The organism is Citrobacter sp. Cpo100 (assembly GCF_030332595.1).
GTDB classification, from domain to species: Bacteria; Pseudomonadota; Gammaproteobacteria; order Enterobacterales; family Enterobacteriaceae; genus Citrobacter; species Citrobacter portucalensis.
On the sequence record NZ_JAOWHM010000034.1, the window covers coordinates 91,986 to 109,035 of the forward strand.

20 protein-coding genes are annotated in these 17,050 nt (G+C 53.6%); 6 read left to right on the plus strand and 14 right to left on the minus strand.

Annotated elements, in window-relative coordinates:
- Positions 1–10 precede the first annotated feature (10 nt).
- On the minus strand, positions 11–442 hold the full coding sequence (locus OGX96_RS12015; protein ID WP_003825991.1) for a carboxymuconolactone decarboxylase family protein: 432 nt from the start codon (positions 440–442) through the stop codon (positions 11–13).
- Positions 443–532: 90 nt separating this feature from the next.
- Here OGX96_RS12015 and pdxR point away from each other — a divergent pair, with 90 nt between their 5' ends.
- Entirely contained in the window at positions 533–1,867 is a 1,335-nt protein-coding gene (gene pdxR / locus OGX96_RS12020) for a MocR-like pyridoxine biosynthesis transcription factor PdxR (RefSeq protein WP_100271986.1), read from the plus strand.
- 123 nt (positions 1,868–1,990) lie between these two features.
- Positions 1,991–2,341: a DUF2002 family protein gene (locus tag OGX96_RS12025; protein ID WP_003037262.1), complete on the plus strand. Its 351-nt coding sequence runs from the start codon at positions 1,991–1,993 to the stop codon at positions 2,339–2,341.
- Between the two features lie 36 nt (positions 2,342–2,377).
- Here OGX96_RS12025 and alaE read toward each other — a convergent pair whose 3' ends face one another.
- Positions 2,378–2,827 carry an L-alanine exporter AlaE gene (alaE, locus tag OGX96_RS12030; RefSeq protein ID WP_003037259.1) on the minus strand — a complete coding sequence of 150 codons (450 nt, stop codon included), beginning with the start codon at positions 2,825–2,827 and terminating at the stop codon, positions 2,378–2,380.
- Positions 2,828–3,384: 557 nt separating this feature from the next.
- Between alaE and stpA the strand changes: the two genes are divergently transcribed.
- Positions 3,385–3,786, plus strand: a complete 402-nt coding sequence (gene stpA / locus OGX96_RS12035) for a DNA-binding protein StpA (protein ID WP_008785604.1) — start codon at positions 3,385–3,387, stop codon at positions 3,784–3,786.
- A gap of 36 nt (positions 3,787–3,822) precedes the next feature.
- Here the strand turns inward: stpA and OGX96_RS12040 are convergent, their stop codons facing one another.
- The 3 genes from OGX96_RS12040 to OGX96_RS12050 all read right to left on the minus strand — a co-directional run bounded on the left by OGX96_RS12040 (position 3,823) and on the right by OGX96_RS12050 (position 4,929).
- Complete coding sequence (locus OGX96_RS12040) at positions 3,823–4,002, minus strand: GDFGVC terminal motif YodC-like protein (protein WP_003825999.1); 180 nt, start codon at positions 4,000–4,002, stop codon at positions 3,823–3,825.
- Between the two features lie 90 nt (positions 4,003–4,092).
- Positions 4,093–4,620, minus strand: a complete 528-nt coding sequence (locus OGX96_RS12045) for a rhodanese family protein (protein WP_032944694.1) — start codon at positions 4,618–4,620, stop codon at positions 4,093–4,095.
- Between the two features lie 9 nt (positions 4,621–4,629).
- Complete coding sequence (locus OGX96_RS12050; protein ID WP_057067657.1) at positions 4,630–4,929, minus strand: ArsR/SmtB family transcription factor; 300 nt, start codon at positions 4,927–4,929, stop codon at positions 4,630–4,632.
- 183 nt (positions 4,930–5,112) lie between these two features.
- On the opposite strand from OGX96_RS12050, the gene OGX96_RS12055 reads away from it, so the two are divergent.
- Both OGX96_RS12055 and lysM read left to right on the plus strand, forming a co-directional pair.
- On the plus strand, positions 5,113–5,271 hold the full coding sequence (locus OGX96_RS12055; protein WP_003037242.1) for a YqaE/Pmp3 family membrane protein: 159 nt from the start codon (positions 5,113–5,115) through the stop codon (positions 5,269–5,271).
- A gap of 95 nt (positions 5,272–5,366) precedes the next feature.
- Entirely contained in the window at positions 5,367–5,816 is a 450-nt protein-coding gene (lysM, locus tag OGX96_RS12060) for a peptidoglycan-binding protein LysM (protein WP_003037241.1), read from the plus strand.
- A 12-nt stretch (positions 5,817–5,828) separates the two neighbouring features.
- Here lysM and csiR read toward each other — a convergent pair whose 3' ends face one another.
- The 7 genes from csiR to OGX96_RS12095 all read right to left on the minus strand — a co-directional run bounded on the left by csiR (position 5,829) and on the right by OGX96_RS12095 (position 14,019).
- A complete protein-coding gene (csiR, locus tag OGX96_RS12065; RefSeq protein WP_032944692.1) occupies positions 5,829–6,515 on the minus strand; it encodes a DNA-binding transcriptional regulator CsiR in 687 nt (228 codons plus the stop codon).
- Positions 6,516–6,560: 45 nt separating this feature from the next.
- Positions 6,561–7,961 (minus strand): GABA permease, encoded by a 1,401-nt coding sequence (gene gabP, locus OGX96_RS12070; protein ID WP_032944690.1) that lies wholly within the window; start codon positions 7,959–7,961, stop codon positions 6,561–6,563.
- Between the two features lie 147 nt (positions 7,962–8,108).
- Positions 8,109–9,392, minus strand: coding sequence for a 4-aminobutyrate--2-oxoglutarate transaminase (gabT, locus tag OGX96_RS12075; RefSeq protein ID WP_008785600.1), 1,284 nt, complete (start codon positions 9,390–9,392; stop codon positions 8,109–8,111).
- A gap of 25 nt (positions 9,393–9,417) precedes the next feature.
- Positions 9,418–10,866, minus strand: a complete 1,449-nt coding sequence (gene gabD, locus OGX96_RS12080) for an NADP-dependent succinate-semialdehyde dehydrogenase (protein ID WP_198801832.1) — start codon at positions 10,864–10,866, stop codon at positions 9,418–9,420.
- A 23-nt stretch (positions 10,867–10,889) separates the two neighbouring features.
- On the minus strand, positions 10,890–12,158 hold the full coding sequence (lhgD, locus tag OGX96_RS12085) for an L-2-hydroxyglutarate dehydrogenase (RefSeq protein ID WP_186413075.1): 1,269 nt from the start codon (positions 12,156–12,158) through the stop codon (positions 10,890–10,892).
- 17 nt (positions 12,159–12,175) lie between these two features.
- Positions 12,176–13,153: a glutarate dioxygenase GlaH gene (gene glaH, locus OGX96_RS12090; protein WP_286583136.1), complete on the minus strand. Its 978-nt coding sequence runs from the start codon at positions 13,151–13,153 to the stop codon at positions 12,176–12,178.
- A 248-nt stretch (positions 13,154–13,401) separates the two neighbouring features.
- Positions 13,402–14,019, minus strand: coding sequence for a short chain dehydrogenase (locus OGX96_RS12095; protein WP_286583196.1), 618 nt, complete (start codon positions 14,017–14,019; stop codon positions 13,402–13,404).
- An 83-nt stretch (positions 14,020–14,102) separates the two neighbouring features.
- On the opposite strand from OGX96_RS12095, the gene OGX96_RS12100 reads away from it, so the two are divergent.
- Positions 14,103–14,999 carry a LysR substrate-binding domain-containing protein gene (locus OGX96_RS12100; RefSeq protein ID WP_198801833.1) on the plus strand — a complete coding sequence of 299 codons (897 nt, stop codon included), beginning with the start codon at positions 14,103–14,105 and terminating at the stop codon, positions 14,997–14,999.
- Between the two features lie 91 nt (positions 15,000–15,090).
- Here the strand turns inward: OGX96_RS12100 and OGX96_RS12105 are convergent, their stop codons facing one another.
- Positions 15,091–16,605 (minus strand): tripartite tricarboxylate transporter permease, encoded by a 1,515-nt coding sequence (locus tag OGX96_RS12105; RefSeq protein WP_003826025.1) that lies wholly within the window; start codon positions 16,603–16,605, stop codon positions 15,091–15,093.
- A 10-nt stretch (positions 16,606–16,615) separates the two neighbouring features.
- Positions 16,616–17,050 (minus strand): tripartite tricarboxylate transporter TctB family protein, encoded by a 435-nt coding sequence (locus tag OGX96_RS12110; RefSeq protein WP_008321484.1) that lies wholly within the window; start codon positions 17,048–17,050, stop codon positions 16,616–16,618.

Consider the following 17,050-nt stretch of genomic DNA (forward strand, 5'->3'; position numbering starts at 1 on the left):
CAGCGCAAAATCACATGCGCATCCCCACCGCCAGGCGGTTGAAGCAGTTCATCAGGCTAATGGCAAATGTCAGGTCGCTAATTTCTTTCGCGCTGAAATGGTCTAGCAGCGGCAGATAAACGTCATCTTCGGCGTGAGTAGTGGCAATCTGGGTGACCGATTCGGCCCACGCCAGCGCCGCACGTTCCTGCTCGCTGAAGTGGTGACTCACCCGCCAGCCTGCCAGTGCGTCCAGTTTGGCCTGCGCAACACCGGATTTGCGCAGTGCTTTACTGTGCATTTCCAGACAAAAGGCGCAGCCGTTGATTTGCGAGACCCGCAGGTAAATCAGTTCCGTCAACGTAGGTTCCAGCGCGCAGTTTTCCAGCGCTTGGCTTGCCTGAACCAGAGCGTTATAGATTTCGGGACTGAGTTCGTAATAGGGCTGGCGTAACATTGTCATGGTATTTCTCCTCGTTTGGATGACCCGCAATGTAGCACTATAATGGACTGCAACAGAGAGCCATATTGTTACCAAAAAAGCAGACCATAAATGCCACGTTATCAGCAAATCGCCCGTCAGTTAAAAAACGCAATTGAGAAAGGCGAACTCAAGCCTGGTACCAGATTGCCCTCCAGCCGGACCTGGGCCCAGGAGCTGGGAGTATCACGCTCAACGGTGGAAAATGCCTATGCAGAGCTGGTGGCGCAGGGCTGGCTCGCGCGGCGTGGACAGGCAGGAACGTTTGTCAGTGAGCAACTGCGACCAGAAAGGGCGCCTGCATCGCCTGCCATCTTCGCCGGAGAAAATCCCAGACCGCAACCTTTTCAGATGGGATTACCCGCACTCGATCTTTTTCCGCGTGAAGTCTGGGCACGGGTGATGGGACGGCGTTTACGCACCCAAACGCGTTTTGATCTGGCGGTGGGCGATGTATGTGGTGAACGGGTGTTACGCCAGGCAATTGTTGATTATCTGCGCGTTTCACGCAGCATTGAATGCCAGCCAGAGCAGATTTTTATCACTTCAGGCTATGCGGCATCAATGACGTTAATCCTGCGCGCTCTGGCGCATCCCGGTGAGGGAATGTGGGTCGAAGATCCCGGTTTTCCGCTGATCCGGCCCGTGGTGTCTCAGGAACGCATTGAGTTGATGTCGGTAGCGGTGGATGCCGATGGGCTGGATGTCAGCGCCGGGATCCGCGACTACCCGCAGGCGCGTTTTGTACTGCTCACTCCCGCACATCAAAGCCCTCTGGGGGTAGCACTGTCTTTGGACCGTCGCCACCAGTTGCTGGAGTGGGCGACTCGCGCGCAGGCGTGGGTAATCGAAGATGACTATGACAGTGAATTTCGTTACCACGGTAAGCCGTTGCCGCCGCTAAAAAGTCTGGATGCGCCTCAGCGGGTGATTTATGCCGGAACGTTCAGCAAATCGATGTTTCCGGCTTTGCGTACGGCATGGCTGGTGGTGCCTCTGACCCAGGTTGAACGCTTTCGCCAGCAAGCGGCGCTAACGGCCTGTAGCGTCCCGGTTCTATGGCAGCAAACGCTGGCGGATTTTATGCGAGACGGCCACTTCTGGCGACACTTAAAACGTATGCGACAGCATTATGCCGAACGACGACAATGGATGGAAAACGCCCTGACCGAACAAGGGTTTAGCGTCATTCCTCAGGAAGGTGGGATTCAACTGGTGGTGAGTGTAGACGGAGATGATATTGCGCTGGTGCGCAAAGCGAATCAGGCCGGGTTAGCGGTTCAGGCGCTAAGCCGCTGGCGAATAACGTCAGAAGGAAAGGGGGGAATATTGCTGTCATTTACCAATATCAGCTCGGCGGAAATGGCGCAACAGGCGGCCTACCAACTGAGGTTGGCGCTGACATAAATCTGTACGTTACTTAAGATATTCGTCTCATCGTGTTCACTCGTTTATGGACTTTTCTGAAAGCGTTGCTAATGCTGAATCAGGTAAGGTAAGCCCGCAGTAAAAGATAACGAGGAAAATAATATGTATTTACGACCTGATGAGGTGGCGCGCGTACTTGAAAAAGTGGGCTTTACCGTTGATGTAGTGACGCAGAAAACGTACGGCTATCGGCGTGGCGAAAATTATGTGTATGTTAATCGTGAAGCTCGCATGGGACGTACCGCATTAATTATCCATCCCACGTTGAAAGAGCGTAGCTCTTCGCTGGCGGAACCGGCAACGGATATTAAAACTTGCGATCATTACCAGCAATTCCCGCTGTATTTAGCCGGAGAGACTCATGAGCATTATGGTATTCCGCACGGCTTTAGCTCGCGTATTGCGCTTGAACGTTATCTGAGCGGGCTGTTTGGCGACGTTAATTCTAACTAATAACGCGACTGGCAGTGCCAGTCGCGAAGAAGCGTGTCAGGCTTTAGCCTGATGATAGCTGCTGACCTTAAACAAGCGGCGGCAATAATCAAGAAAGTAGCCATAGACAGCGCCCATCAGCATTGACACCACGATGTTCGAACTTACTGCAGCCGTAATCTGATGCCAGTCTGCGCCAACCGTCAGCAGAATAATCACATACACCGGCGACTGGAAGGTGACATAAGCCAGCACATCCGCCAGATTTTTTGCCCATCCTGCCTGCGTGGCTTTACGGGCCGCGCGCATGAACAAATCACGATACATGCCGTATGGCCACGCGATCAGTATGTTGACAGGGATAGCGACTAATCTGGAATACAGCGACTGTTCGAAGCTCATTCCAGAAAGGAATATTTCGATCAACATGTTCACGACAGAACAATAAACAACCATCGCGAACGTGTCTGCTACTGCATGACGCAAGCGTGACTGCGGAGAGAACATGTTAATGCTCCTTGTAAAAAGGGGAAAAAAGGTTTTGAATACCTTAACTGCTAGTGATTTGTCTTGCTGCTTTCGCGTTTTAATAGGATATCTGCCTGGATAATAACTAGCAACTAGCTGAAAATTTTTATTTATTGTCTTTTTGTCGATAAAATGCTCTGCAATGGTTTGTTTTTTGTTCGTTTTGGTGTTTTCGTTGCTGTGTTAATTAAAGTCTTTTTAGATCAAAGACTTATTGTTGCTTGTTTTTCTGAAATTTTTGCGCTCCTTTTCTGAATGTTGACTGATGTGCAATATGTATACTCGTTGGTTCCACGAGATGCCGTGGCTTGTTTCTTAAGTGACGCGCTGGGATACCTTGCAGGTATATTCAAAGCTGCAATTAGGGTAATAGAATATATTGTCTGGGCGATAGCAGAATGGATGCTATAAATATCAGAGTTGGCTATTTGTTTAATGACAAACGAATAAATTAGACTGGAAATATAATAATTGGTTGCATACAATATTTAGCGTAATACCGTTTTTATGTTTTACGTTAAAGAGGTTTTGTTAATATGAGTTCAATGTTAAAAAACTTAAATAATATCCGCTCGCTGCGTGCAATGGCTCGTGAATTTTCCGTTGATGTACTGGAAGATATGCTTGAAAAATTCAGGGTAGTGACCAAAGAACGGCGCGATGAAGAAGAACAGCTACAGCGCCAACGTGCAGAACAGCAGGCAAAAATTAATGCCTTGCTGGCGCAGATGCAGGCAGACGGGATCAGCCCGGAGGAGCTGCTGAGCATAACACCTGCGACGGCACGTTCAGTTAAAAAACGCCAACCGCGCCCGGCGAAATATCGTTTTATCGATCTCAATGGTGAAACGAAAACATGGACCGGACAAGGTCGCACACCGAAGCCAATTGCCCAGGCGCTGGCTGCCGGTAAATCTCTTGATGACTTTTTGATCTAATTGCGAAGGCGGTGAGGAGATCCTCACCGCTTATTTTCAGCAAACGCCGAAATCACCCTCTTCGGTATATCGCGTGACATCAGCTGCTTTCAGCGTGAATTTATCACCGCTTTCATTACTGGCTTGTACCGCCACAATTTGATCGTCATTGACTTCAACAACCTTCAGTTTTGGACCGCCCATACGCGGTTGAACCAGATCGCCAGGTTTAAACATATTGTTGCGCTCCTTTATTTATCATTTATCGCAGAACTCACCATAGATCACGTCAACCGGCGGGTACAGTGCTGTTTCAATGATTACCGCTTAATGAGTACGTCGGTTCCAGGGCATGATGTCCAGTAATCGCGCCATACCGCAAAAGCCGGTTACGCCAGCGAGTATCAGCCCGGCGCCCACAAAACCGCTCAGCAGGAAGAAGGCGCTGCTAACGCTATAGCCCAGAATAACGCCGAGTAGGGCAAGGCTGCCTGCGGCTATCTGCACCTGACGCATCAGCGGTAACGGTTGTGAACTGTCTTTCGCCACCGGCAACCCTGCGGCTTTCCAGCCGTCAATTCCACCTTCCAGCAACCAGACCTGCGCGGGTGCGGCGATGGCGCTCAGTTTTGTTGCCGCATTTTGTGTACGTTTGCCTGACTGGCAGTGAAAAATCACCTGCTCGGCGCGTAAATTCGCTGGCAGCGATCCCTGCTCAAGCGCGGGTAATGGCGCCAGATGTGCCTCAGGAATATGCTCGTGCAGATACTCGTCAGCATCGCGGATATCAATCAGTTTTGCACCCTGCGCGACCAGTGTCTGCGCCTCGCGTGGGGAAATCGTCCCAATAGTCATGATGGCTCCTTATGGGCAATACAGTGTTTTTAATGTGGCGATCAGCGAATTCACGGCCGTATTTTTAATGGAGTAGAGGATGCGCTGGGCATCGCGCTGGCTTTCTATCAGACCTTCTTCACGCATACGCGCCAGATGCTGGGATGTGGCGGAAGGACTAAGGCCGGTAACACGGGCTAACTCACCCGCGCTGGTACCGGGTGAACCACAGAGCATGCACAAAATCAGCAACCGTTTCGGGTTACTCATCGCTTTTAGCAGGGCGGCAGCCTGTTCAGCGCTGGCCTGGAGTTGTTCAAGTTCAGTCATATGTATTTAAGCATTATCTAAATTAAGTGTATTCTAAAATAAGTAACCAACGTACGCCAGCGTAAAGAGCGTAAAGGAGGGTAAAACAGCCGCGGAATACTGGCAGAGTTGGGTAGAATGGCTACTCTTAGAGATAAAATCTCTTTTTAAACAATGATTAATTTTTGCTTGTAGGGAGTGTGCATGGGTTTCTGGAGAATCGTTTTTACTATTATTCTGCCCCCGCTTGGCGTGCTGCTGGGGAAGGGATTCGGCTGGGCATTTATCCTCAATATCGTTCTGACGCTGCTGGGCTACATTCCTGGTTTGATCCATGCCTTCTGGATACAGACGCGTAATTAATTCCTTTCAACTACGGCGCTTTGGCGCCGTTTTCTTTGTGCCCCTTTCTCCTCTGCTACACTTTTGGGTGTTGATTGTTAATTACCGAGGTGGATATGGGACTCTTCAATTTTGTAAAAGATGCAGGTGAAAAACTGTGGGATGCGGTCACTGGAAACCATGACACAGCCGATCTGGCAAAAAAAGTGCAGGAACACCTGAACAAAACCGGCATCCCTGATGCGGATAAAGTGGACGTGCAAATTAACGAAGGCAAAGCCACGGTTTCTGGTGATGGATTAAGTCAGGAAGCAAAAGAAAAAATTCTGATCGCGATTGGTAATATCTCTGGTATCGCCAGCGTAGATGATCAGGTTAAAACCTCTGCACCCGCGAGCGAAAGCCAGTTTTATACCGTGAAATCTGGGGATACCCTGAGCGCTATTGCCAAACAGGTTTACGGTAATGCCAACCTATATAACCAGATATTTGAAGCGAATAAACCAATGCTAAAAAGCCCGGATAAAATCTATCCTGGGCAGGTTTTACGTATTCCGGAACAGTAATGTTATTCAGGCTTATTGCGTCAGTAATTTACCGGACATAGCCTGTTGAATAATCGGAATCGGCGTCAGCAAGTGCTGGCGCATTAATTCGCTGGCACACGTGGCATCACGTGCCAGAATCGCTTCGGTCAGCGTCTTGTGCTGATCGTGTTTGTCTTCCAGCATTTCAACCGACAGCACCGTTTTACGTAGCCAGATAAACCGGTAGCGCGCCGCCAGAGAGAACAGCCGTTCGCGCATTTGCAGCAGATATTGTGAACCACAGCCAGCGACAATCGCCGAGTGAAATGCCTGATGGCGCTGATCCCACTCGTCGAGCATCTGTTCGCTGGCGTCAATGGCTTCAAGCTTACTGAGCATATGCGCGCGCGCCAGAATTTCAGCTTCCCAGGCGTCGTCGCCGCGTTCAATGGCCAGCGCGACCAGCATGGCTTCCATATTGGCGCGGGCATCGAAAATATCGAGCAACTCCTGCTCTGACATCGGGGCGACACGATACCCTTTCTGATTAACCACTGTCACTAACCGCTCGGCAACTAACTGCGAAAGCGCTTCGCGCAGCGGTCCCACGCCTAGCTCATAGCGTGAGGTTAGCAGACTCATACGCAGTTTTTCATCAGGCTGATACACACCGCGGATGATGTCGTTCTTCAGCCAGCGGTATCCATCAATGGCCGTCGGTTGGGGAATGGCGGTCATGGTCATACTCCTGAAAGGATTTCCCGGCCTGCGCCGGGAACAGGTTTAATGCGTATTTTGCAATGGTGCTTTTTGCCACGATAGCAGTTTTTTCCAGCGTGACATAATGGGCACGGTGCAAATAATTCCTATGGCTAACAACCCGGTAGAGATAACTTCCAGCTGTTGGGCCGGGCGAAACAGCATGACCACCAACACAAAGATAATAAACGCGATGACCAGCCAGGTAAGCCACGGATAGAGCCACATTTTCAGTTTAATTTCACCGCCTCGCGCCAGCAGGATTTTGCGCATCCGCAGTTGAGAAACGGCAATGACCAGATACACCAGCAGCGCGATGGCACCGGAGCTGTCGATCAGGAATTTAAATACCTTGGCCGGGGCGTAATAGTTGACGATGACGGTGAGGAACGCAGCACCTGTCGACAGTAACACCGCCACATAAGGCGTTTTGCTGCGGTTCGTTTTACCCATAAAGGCGGGGGCATCGCCACGGCGGCTCAGGGAGTAGAGCATACGCGATGACGTATACAGCGCGGAGTTAAGACAACTGGTCACTGACAGTAAAATGACGCAGTCCATGATCAATTTCGCGTGCGGGATATGCAGTAGCTCCAGCACCGAGCGATAAGAACCGACTTCTTTCAGGCCCGGCATGTTCCACGGGATCAGCGCCACCACCACAAAAATAGAGCACAGATAGAAGATAGAGATACGCCAGATAACCGAGTTGGTGGCGCGAACGATATGTTTATCCGGGGTATCGGATTCGGCGGCGGCGATGGTAACTATCTCTGCGCCCATAAAGGAGAACATGGTGATTAACATCGCGCTGATCACGGCGCCAAAACCGTTGGGCATAAAGCCGCCCTGATCCCACAGGCGTGAAACTCCGCTAACCTCGGCATAAGGGTAGAAACCGCTAATCGCCGCCGCACCGAGGGTAATAAACGCCAGAATGGCAACCACTTTGCACAGCGCCAGCCAGAACTCGAACTCACCGTAATTTTTGACGCTCAGCAAATTACTGCCGGTTAACGCCAGCGTGATAACCAGAGAAAACAGCCAGATAGGAATACCTGGTACCCAGGAGTGCAGAATGATGGCGGCGATATTCGCTTCCAGAGGGATAACTAACACCCAGAACCACCAGTACAGCCAGCCGATGGTATAACCTGCCCACGGGCCAATGGCCTTATCGGCGTAAGTGGAAAAAGAACCGGTATCCGGGGTGGCAACGGCCATTTCGGCCAGCATGCGCATAATCATCACCACCAGCAATCCGGCGAACAGATAGGCTAATAATACTGCGGGACCGGCTTCTGCAATCGCCACACTTGAACCGACGAACAGACTTGCGCCGATTACCCCGGCAATAGACAGCATGGTGACGTGGCGTGATTTCAGCCCGCCCCCTAAATCATGTGATTGTGACACTTGCCCCATCTTTAAACCTCGTTATTGTTATTGACGTCGCTTCCTGCACCTTACCCGTAGGCCCGGTAAGCGTAGCGCCACCGGGCATCACAACATTGCCGGATGGCAGCGCTTGCGCTTTATCCGGCCTACAATTTCCCGTTTTTATTCGGGGGTTTAACCTTGCTTTGCCTCGGCAAAACATTGGGCGATAATGTCCAGCCCCTGGCGGATTTGCGCATCTTCAATAGTCAGCGGGACAAGAATGCGCAGCACGTTGTAGTAAGGTCCGCAGGAGAGCAGGATCAGTCCTTTCTCGCGTGCACGCGCCACCACTTCCGCAGTCAGTTTGGCGTCTGGTTTCGTGTGGTCGCCGTTTTCGAACAGTTCGATAGCAATCATCGCGCCCAGCCCGCGTACGTCGCCAATCTCGCGATGGGTTTCCGCGATAGCCAGCAGGCCTTCGCGCAGGGTTTGCCCCAGCTCGTTGGCTTTTTGCAGCAGATTTTCCTGTTCAAAAATGTTCAGTACCGCCAGCGCGGCGGCGCAGGCAATTGGGTTACCGGCATAGGTACCGCCCAGACCGCCCGGTGGGATTGCGTCCATGACTTCGGCGCGTCCGGTCACGCCCGCCAGCGGGAAGCCTCCGGCGATGGATTTGGCGAAGGTGGTGAGATCGGGCGCTACGCCCATCTGCTCCATGGCAAACAGCGTACCGGTACGGCCCGCACCGCTCTGTACTTCATCGGCAATCAGCATGATCCCGTGTTCGTCACAAATGGCGCGCAGTCGTTGCATAAAGGAAGGAGATGCCGCGTAAAAGCCGCCTTCACCCTGAACCGGTTCAATCACGATGGCGGCGACGTCTTCTGGCGCGGCATCGTTTTTGAAAATGCGGTGAATGCTGGCGATAGCATCATCTTCACTGATGCCGTGCAGCGGGCAAGGATAAAGCGCGCGATACACGTGGCCCGGCATCAGCCCCATTCCGGCGGAGTACGGATTGACTTTCCCGGTCAGTGACAGGGTGTAGTGGGTACGGCCGTGGTAAGCGCCGCTAAAGGCGATAGTCCCCGTACGCTTGGTGGCGGCGCGGGCGATTTTCACCGCGTTTTCTACCGCTTCAGAACCGGTGGTCACCAGCAGGGTTTTCTTGGCGAAATCACCCGGCACTTTCTTATTCATGATTTCACACAGCTCCAGGTACGGCTCATAGGCCAGCACCTGGAAACAGGTATGGGACAGCTTTTTCAACTGCGCTTCTACCGCAGAGACGATCTGCGGGTGCAGGTGACCGGTGTTCAGCACCGCAATACCGCCAGCAAAGTCGAGGAATTCACGGCCTTCAACGTCCCAGACCCGACAGTTTTCTGCCCGCTCGGCAAAAATAGGGTGGATCTGTCCTACGCCACGGGGAACGGCGTTGCTGCGACGTTGCATGAGTTCTTTGTTGGTGCTCATCAGGTGTTCTCCAGTATTTGTTTTATTAAAGGCCGATGCACATATATTTGATTTCTAAGTAGTCTTCGATGCCGTATTTCGATCCTTCACGGCCAAGACCGGAGGCTTTTATCCCCCCAAACGGGGCGACTTCGTTGGAGATAATGCCGGTGTTAATCCCGACGATGCCGTACTCCAGCGCTTCGCCAACGCGGAAGACGCGGCTTAAATCACGGGCGTAGAAATAGGCGGCCAGACCAAACTCGGTGTCGTTGGCCTGAGCGATGACGTCAGCTTCGTCTTTAAAACGAAACAGTGGAGCCAGCGGGCCGAAGGTTTCTTCTTTGGCGACCTTCGCGTTATCAGGCACATCTACCAAAATGGTGGGCTGGAAGAAGTTACCGCCGAGCGCATGAGGTTTACCGCCCGCGATAATGCGTGCGCCTTTATCCAGAGCATCGGCGATGTGTTCCTGCACTTTGGCTATCGCTTTCTCGTCGATCAGCGGCCCGGTGGTTACGTCAGGTTGCAGACCATCGCCGAGATGCAGCTTGCTCACCGCCTGCTGGAGTTTTTCGGCAAAACGCTCATACACGCCGTCCTGCACGTACAGGCGATTGGCGCAGACGCAGGTTTGCCCGGCGTTACGGAACTTCGATGCCAGCGCACCTTCCACGGCTTTATCGAGATCGGCATCGTCAAAGACGATAAATGGCGCATTGCCGCCCAGCTCCAGCGATACCTTTTTGATGTCTTTGGCGCACTGCTGCATTAACTGACGGCCGATTTCGGTCGAGCCGGTAAATGACAGCTTGCGTACCAGCGGGTTGCCTGTTAGCTCGTTGCCGACCGCGCTCGCAGAACCAGTCACCACGCTGAAAACGCCAGCCGGGATCCCGGCGCGATTAGCCAGTTCTGCCAGCGCCAGTGCGGAGTAAGGGGTCTGGCTGGCGGGTTTAAGCACCATCGTACAGCCTGCTGCCAACGCCGGACCGGCTTTACGGGTGATCATCGCTGAGGGGAAGTTCCACGGCGTAATCGCGGCGGTAACGCCGATCGGCTGCTTAATGACGATCAGACGCTTATCAGCCTGATGGCCAGGGATCGTATCGCCATAGATGCGTTTGCCCTCTTCGGCAAACCACTCAATAAATGAGGCTGCATAGGTGATTTCGCCTTTGGCCTCCGCCAGCGGTTTACCCTGTTCCAGGGTCATCAAGCGGGCGAGATCGTCCTGATGCTCAATCATCAGGTTGAACCAGCGGCGCAGGATATTGGCTCGCTCTTTGGCGGTCAGCGCACGCCAGGCGGGCAGAGCGCGGTTAGCGGCGTTAATCGCTTCGCGGGTTTCATCAGCCCCCATTTTCGGTACGCTACCCAATTGCTGACCGTTGGCGGGATTGGTCACCGCGATGGTCTCGCCATTGTTGGCGTCACGCCAGTTGCCGTCGATCAGTGCCTGCTGGCGAAATAATGTTGGATCGTTAAGTTGCATGATTGCTTCCTGTCTTAATCGGTTTAACGGGTAAATGCGGCGTGTAATGTCTCCACGCTACGTGCCGCACGCAGCGTGCGTCCGGGGTTACTCTGGTTCTCCAGCAGCGCATGAACTTTGCTGACAATATGTGCGCCGATAGGGATTGCCGACGTTGCTGCCGGAGAAGGGGCGTTACAGGTGTGAATTGAGCGTGGCGTGGTGACAAACAGAAAATCGTCGATAAGCTTGCCATCAGGTGACACCGCCTGTGCCCGTACGCCCGCAGGCCACGGTTGCAGATCCTTAAGCGTCAGGCTCGGGCAGTACTTTTGTACCAGCCGCAGATAACCGCTTTTGCACAGCGAATTCTTCATTTCGCCAAGCCCTGAGCGCAGGTTGTTTTGCAGCACGCGGCGAATACCAGAAGAGCCGAGGATCTCCAGCGTATCGCTGAGCGAGAAGTCACGTTTACGGTAGCCTTCACGTTTAAATGCCAGTACCGCGTTGGGGCCGACGGTGACGCTGCCGTCAATCATCCGGGTCAGATGAACGCCGAGAAACGGCATCGCCGGGTCGGGGATGGGGTAGATCAAATGGTTAACTATCTGATTATGTTCTGGCGCCAGGCGGAAATATTCGCCCCGGAACGGACAGATGATAAAGCCAGGTTCAACGCCGAGCATTTTTACCAGTCGGTCCGCCATCAGGCCAGAACAGCTAATCAGCGTCGCGCCTTCATATTCCTGGCCCTGACGGGTACGGACAATTACACCCGCAGCATGCTCTTTCAGCGCGCTGACCTCGGCGTTGTAAATAATCTCACCGCCTTTGGCCTGGAAAATCTTCGCCATCGCGGCGGTGACTTCGCGGTAGCTGACAATCCCGCTCGACGGGACAAAAATGCCGCCCAGTCCGGTGATATTGGGTTCACGCTCGCGAAGTTCCTGCGCATTTAGCCATTCGCGCTCCAGACCGTTAGCGGCGGTGCGCTCCCAAAGCGCGCGCATGCGCTCCATTTCCAGAGCGGAGGTGGCAACCAGCATTTTTCCGCAGACGTCGTAGCGGATGCCGTTTTGGTCGCAAAAGGCTTTTGTGGCGCGATTTCCGGCCAGGCAAAACTGTGCCTTCAGGCTGCCGGGGGTGTAATAGACCCCGGCATGAATGACGCCGCTGTTGTGGCCCGTCTGGTGGCAGGCCGGGCCGGACTCTTTTTCCAGTAGCGCGATTTTGGCGTCCGGATAGACATCAATCAGTTGCATGGCGGTCGACATGCCGATAATGCCGCCGCCAATAATCACAAAATCATACATCCGCTTTTCCTTCGCGCTTACTGATGGGTCTGGTAGTGGTTGGTCGCGTACGCAAAATAACCACGCTGGCGCATCAGTTCGCGGCGCAAGTCCGGATGCGAAGTGAAACGATCGCGGCCGTGCAGCCAGAACAGGTTGTTGATCAGCAGGAATTTACCTACTGAAACCGGAACGGAAATAATGCTCTTGCTGGTTTCCAGCGCATCGGACAGGTCGCTCAGCCAGACGCCTTCTTCATAGTCTTTTGGCTGGACGAACTGGTCGATGTAGCGCATTACCGGGCGGCCCTGCTGGTCAACGTCAAACACCGGATGGAACACTTCCTGGCTGACGTTTTTGCTTGGCGGAGCGGCAAAACGCATGGCGCGACGCGCCAGCGGATGGGTAAAGTACTGATCCAGATGCTCCCAGTCGTCGAGGTGTAGCAGCAGCGAGTTACCGCCGGTCATGTTCTGCTCGTCGATCTTCATCATCAGCACGTAATCGGTGATTTCTTCGAGGTAGGTTCCGTCGTTGTGCAATTCCATTACTCGGTGAGGCTGGCGCAGATAGCTGTCTGAGTTATCGACGTTTTTCACCACAAAACGTGCGTAATATTGACCGCTCATCGCATCAAAATTAGAGCGTCCGATGAGGTGCGCTACCGCCGTTGCCAGCTTGACCATCTCTTCCGCCTGCGCCACGTCGTCTACGCCAACGGCATTGATTAGCAGTGCGCCTTCGGCACGATCGAGCAGGGTTTTCAGCAGCAGGGGCTGTAACTGATTGCCGCACAGGTCGTCGAGGATCTTGCCCACTTTGAAGCGCAAGAAGGATTTGTATTCCAGCGCCTGAACCGGCCACTGCGCGACGGCCTGCAGAAATTGCTCAGTGGTCTCAGCAGAAAAAGTCAGCACCAGCAGGCGTGGGGATTGGGCTGACGGTTTCAGCGTGAAACCGCTGTAGTGCTGGGCTGGATCTTCAGCGTTCGGTTTTACGGCAGTCAGTGCGTTCATCAAATCGTTCCTCTCAGTAGATTGTCAGGGAGATATGGCGCAGCTCGTTTCGTAGCCATAAATTAAAAATATCTACATTTTTGAAAAACGCGCACAGAATGAGCTTGTTTGTTTATTATTTGTGATCAAAAACAACAAATATTTAACATTATGAAGGGTGTGGGTTAATGCGAGGAAAAAGATAAAGTATTTTAAAACAGTGGGTTAATCACGCTGCCGTTGGTGATGTGTCAACGGCAGCGGCAAAGTCAGTAACCGACTTTATAAATACGCCCGGTTTGGATGCCTTCCACACTGCGGCGGTAGGCGTTGGCGACGGTGGTGGCAGGCACGCTTTCAAAGCCCGGGAAGAAACTGTCGTAAGCTTCGGCGGACTCACTCAGCACGGTCGGACTTATCAGGTTAATGCGTTGACCATGGCCCAGTTCACAGGCCGCGGCGCGAACAAATCCTTCCAGCCCGGCATTGATCGTTGCGGCGTTTGTCCCCTGGGCGATGGGCTCGTGGGCGATAATGCCGCTAATTAACGTTATCGATCCGCCATCATTCAGGAAATGCTGCCCGGTTAATGCCAGGCGTATCTGGCCTAATAGCTTATCCTGAAGCCCCTGATTAAAGTCCTGGTCGGTCATGGTCGACAGCGGCCCAAAGAACAGATTACCGGTGGCGGAAACGATCGCATCTACCCGACCGACTTTTTCAAACAAGGCCTCGACACTCTCCTGCGAGGTGATATCGACCTGGTAATCACCCTGAGTGCGACCCACGCGGACCACCTCATGTTTACGGCTCAATGCTTGCGTAACTGCGCGACCCACTGTACCACTGGCACCAATAATGACGATTTTCATAACCACCTCCGCAATAGTGTGAGCCACTATTCTTTAATGAAAATGAAATCAGATAAACTGGCTAAAAGTTAGATGATTACTAACCAGGGGTTTGTAATATGGATAAACTGCGCGGCATGGAAACGTTTGTCGCCGTGGTGGAGAGTGGGAGCTTTACTTCTGCGGCGACGAGGCTCGAAATGTCTGCGGTGATGGTGGGAAAATATATCACCCAACTGGAAGCGCAGCTCGGCACGCGTTTGCTGGAGCGCAATACGCGCCGCCAGAGTCTGACCGATGCCGGACGCGTCTATTTTGAAGAAGCCCGTCGCGTGCTGGAGCAGGTATCGATAGCCGAACGTTCGGTAGAGCGTCTGCGGCTGGCACCTGCGGGGACGCTGCGCATTAGCGCGCCCACTTCTTTTGGCGCTTGCGTGATCTCGCCGCTGGCCGCTGCGTTTTTACAGACCTGGCCAGAGGTGCGTATTGAACTGGATCTCACCAACCGGATGGTTGATCTGGTGAATGAAGGTGTCGATCTGGCGATCCGCATTGGCGATATCCATCAGACTGACGTGGTGGCGAAATACCTGTGTCCCTACCGTATGGCAATTTGTGCTTCGCCAGATTATCTTGCCCGCCATGGCACCCCCCGGACGCCCGCGGATCTGGTGGATCATCTGTGCCTGTCTCATACCGTGTGGACGGCTCGCAACGAGTGGATACTGCCTGGCGTGACGGGAGAGGTCAGATGGAAGCGCGATGCGATCCTGCGCTGTAACGATGGTCATGGCCTGCGTATGGCGGCAGTAGCGGGGGCTGGGCTGTTATTGCAACCTGAGGTGCTGCTGGCGCAAGAACTGGCTACGGGGAAATTGATTCGGATCCTGGAAGGGTTTACGCCGCAGCCGCGGCCAATTCATTTGCTGTGGCGACAGGATTTGCGTCCTTTGCCTAAGCTGACACGGTTTGTTAAACATGTGCTGGAAGGAACGCAGGGGCTGCGCGGAAAATAAAAATGCCGGATGGCGTTGCACTTATCCGGCCTACAACCGAGCCAAATTGTAGGCCGGATAGGGCGCAATAGCGCCGCCATCCGGCATATTATTAACCGATATCCACCTGCGGTTTGCTGTTGCGTTTACGGATCATGCGCAGCACCGGCGGGACCACGATAACCAGTACCGCCATCACCAGCAGCACTTTCGCCACGCCGCTGGCCCACAGAATATCCATACTGCCGTTACTGATAGACAACGCCCGGCGCAGGTTCTGCTCCAGCATTTCCCCGAGAACGAAGCCCAGAATCAATGGCGACATTGGGAAGTGCATTTTACGCAGGATGTAGCCCAGCACGCCGAGGGCGACCATCAATACCAAATCGAAGGTGGTGCTGTGAACGGCGTACACGCCAACCGCGGAAACTGCCGCGATAGCCGGTACTAAAAACCACAGCGGGATGGTCAGCATGCGGGTAAACAGACCGATCAGCGGAATGTTCATCACCAGCAGCATTACGTTAGCAATCAGCAGCGCTGCAATCAGTCCCCAAACGATATCCGGCTGCTCGGTAAACATGGCTGGACCCGGGGTGATGTTGTACAGCGTCAGCGCGCCCATCATCACCGCCGTGGTACCGGAGCCCGGCACGCCGAGCGTCAGCATCGGAATAAAAGAGCCGCAGGCCGAGGCGTTATTGGCGGCTTCTGGCGCCGCTACGCCACGAATATCCCCCTTGCCAAAGCTGTCGCTGTTGCCGCTGAGCTTTTTCTCGGTCATGTAGGTGATGGCACTGGCAATGGTGGCGCCAGCGCCAGGCAGAACGCCGACGAAAAAGCCAATCACTGATGAACGCAGGGTGGCCCCTACGCACTGTGCACCTTCTTTGGCGTTGAACAACATGCGGCCCGTTTTACGCACCAGCGTCTGGCCACTGCTGGTATGTTCCAGCATTAACAATATTTCAGAGACAGAGAACAGCCCAATCACCACCACGATAAACTGCACACCGTCGGAGAGATGGACACTGTCAAAAGTAAAGCGATAAACCCCGGTGTTGGCGTCTACGCCGACGGTCGCAAGTCCGAGACCGATAAGCGCTGCCAGAAATGATTTCAGCGGATTTTGCGCCATCATGCTGCCGAGACAGGCAATGGCGAAAACCATTAAGGCAAAGTATTCCGCCGGACCGAAGGCCAGCGACCATTGGGCTAACGCCGGGGCAAACAGAATGATGCCCCCGATGGCGATAAGCGAACCAAAGAAAGAGCTGACCGCCGAGATAGAGAGCGCCACGCCGCCGCGTCCTTGCTGCGCCATCGGGTAACCATCCAGCGCGGTCATAATCGCCGCCGCATCGCCAGGAACATTCAGCAGAATGGAGGAGATGCGCCCGCCATATTCACAGCCTATGTAGACTGTAGCCAGCAGGATCAGCGCGGATTCTGCGGGCAGATGCAGCGCAAAGGCCAACGGCAGCAGAATCGCCACGCCGTTGATCGGCCCAAGGCCAGGCAACAAACCCACAATGGTGCCGACAAAACAGCCTATCAAGGCGATGACCAGGTTTTCCGGCGTCATTGCCACCGCGAAACCCTGAGAAAGATAAATCCAGGTATCCATCGTTTCTCCGTTAACCCAGCCAGGCGCCGAGTGGTAAGGTGACGTCAAGCAGTCTGTCAAAGGCATACCACAGCAGAATGCCTAGCACCGCGCCGGAAATTCCTGCAGCCGGGATGGTTGCGCCGAACAGCATGCCAATCACCACGGTGAGAATGGCGGTGGCGATGGGAAAACCGAGCCACTCAAAACCCCAGGCGTACATCAACAGAACAATGACCATCGTCAGCAGCTTTTGCAGCACGTGGCGACGGGGCCAACTGATGGTGTCCGGATGGCGCAACAGCAGCGCCACGGCGCAGACCAGCATCAGACTGATAATGCCAAGCGGGAAGGGACGCGGCCCTACGGGTTCATAGCTGTATTCGCTGCTGATTTGCCAGGCCACGAACAGCCCGGCTATGCAGAGCAACAGCCAGATACCTGCGAAAATACGATCGCTCATCAT

Coding starts and splice junctions, on each gene's coding strand:
- OGX96_RS12015 (WP_003825991.1), bottom strand. CDS start 442: ATGACAATGTTACGCCAGCCCTATTACGAACTCAGTCCCGAAATCTAT.
- pdxR (WP_100271986.1), top strand. CDS start 533: ATGCCACGTTATCAGCAAATCGCCCGTCAGTTAAAAAACGCAATTGAG.
- OGX96_RS12025 (WP_003037262.1), top strand. CDS start 1,991: ATGTATTTACGACCTGATGAGGTGGCGCGCGTACTTGAAAAAGTGGGC.
- alaE (WP_003037259.1), bottom strand. CDS start 2,827: ATGTTCTCTCCGCAGTCACGCTTGCGTCATGCAGTAGCAGACACGTTC.
- stpA (WP_008785604.1), top strand. CDS start 3,385: ATGAGTTCAATGTTAAAAAACTTAAATAATATCCGCTCGCTGCGTGCA.
- OGX96_RS12040 (WP_003825999.1), bottom strand. CDS start 4,002: ATGTTTAAACCTGGCGATCTGGTTCAACCGCGTATGGGCGGTCCAAAA.
- OGX96_RS12045 (WP_032944694.1), bottom strand. CDS start 4,620: ATGACTATTGGGACGATTTCCCCACGCGAGGCGCAGACACTGGTCGCG.
- OGX96_RS12050 (WP_057067657.1), bottom strand. CDS start 4,929: ATGACTGAACTTGAACAACTCCAGGCCAGCGCTGAACAGGCTGCCGCC.
- OGX96_RS12055 (WP_003037242.1), top strand. CDS start 5,113: ATGGGTTTCTGGAGAATCGTTTTTACTATTATTCTGCCCCCGCTTGGC.
- lysM (WP_003037241.1), top strand. CDS start 5,367: ATGGGACTCTTCAATTTTGTAAAAGATGCAGGTGAAAAACTGTGGGAT.
- csiR (WP_032944692.1), bottom strand. CDS start 6,515: ATGACCGCCATTCCCCAACCGACGGCCATTGATGGATACCGCTGGCTG.
- gabP (WP_032944690.1), bottom strand. CDS start 7,961: ATGGGGCAAGTGTCACAATCACATGATTTAGGGGGCGGGCTGAAATCA.
- gabT (WP_008785600.1), bottom strand. CDS start 9,392: ATGAGCACCAACAAAGAACTCATGCAACGTCGCAGCAACGCCGTTCCC.
- gabD (WP_198801832.1), bottom strand. CDS start 10,866: ATGCAACTTAACGATCCAACATTATTTCGCCAGCAGGCACTGATCGAC.
- lhgD (WP_186413075.1), bottom strand. CDS start 12,158: ATGTATGATTTTGTGATTATTGGCGGCGGCATTATCGGCATGTCGACC.
- glaH (WP_286583136.1), bottom strand. CDS start 13,153: ATGAACGCACTGACTGCCGTAAAACCGAACGCTGAAGATCCAGCCCAG.
- OGX96_RS12100 (WP_198801833.1), top strand. CDS start 14,103: ATGGATAAACTGCGCGGCATGGAAACGTTTGTCGCCGTGGTGGAGAGT.
- OGX96_RS12105 (WP_003826025.1), bottom strand. CDS start 16,605: ATGGATACCTGGATTTATCTTTCTCAGGGTTTCGCGGTGGCAATGACG.
- OGX96_RS12110 (WP_008321484.1), bottom strand. CDS start 17,050: ATGATGAGCGATCGTATTTTCGCAGGTATCTGGCTGTTGCTCTGCATA.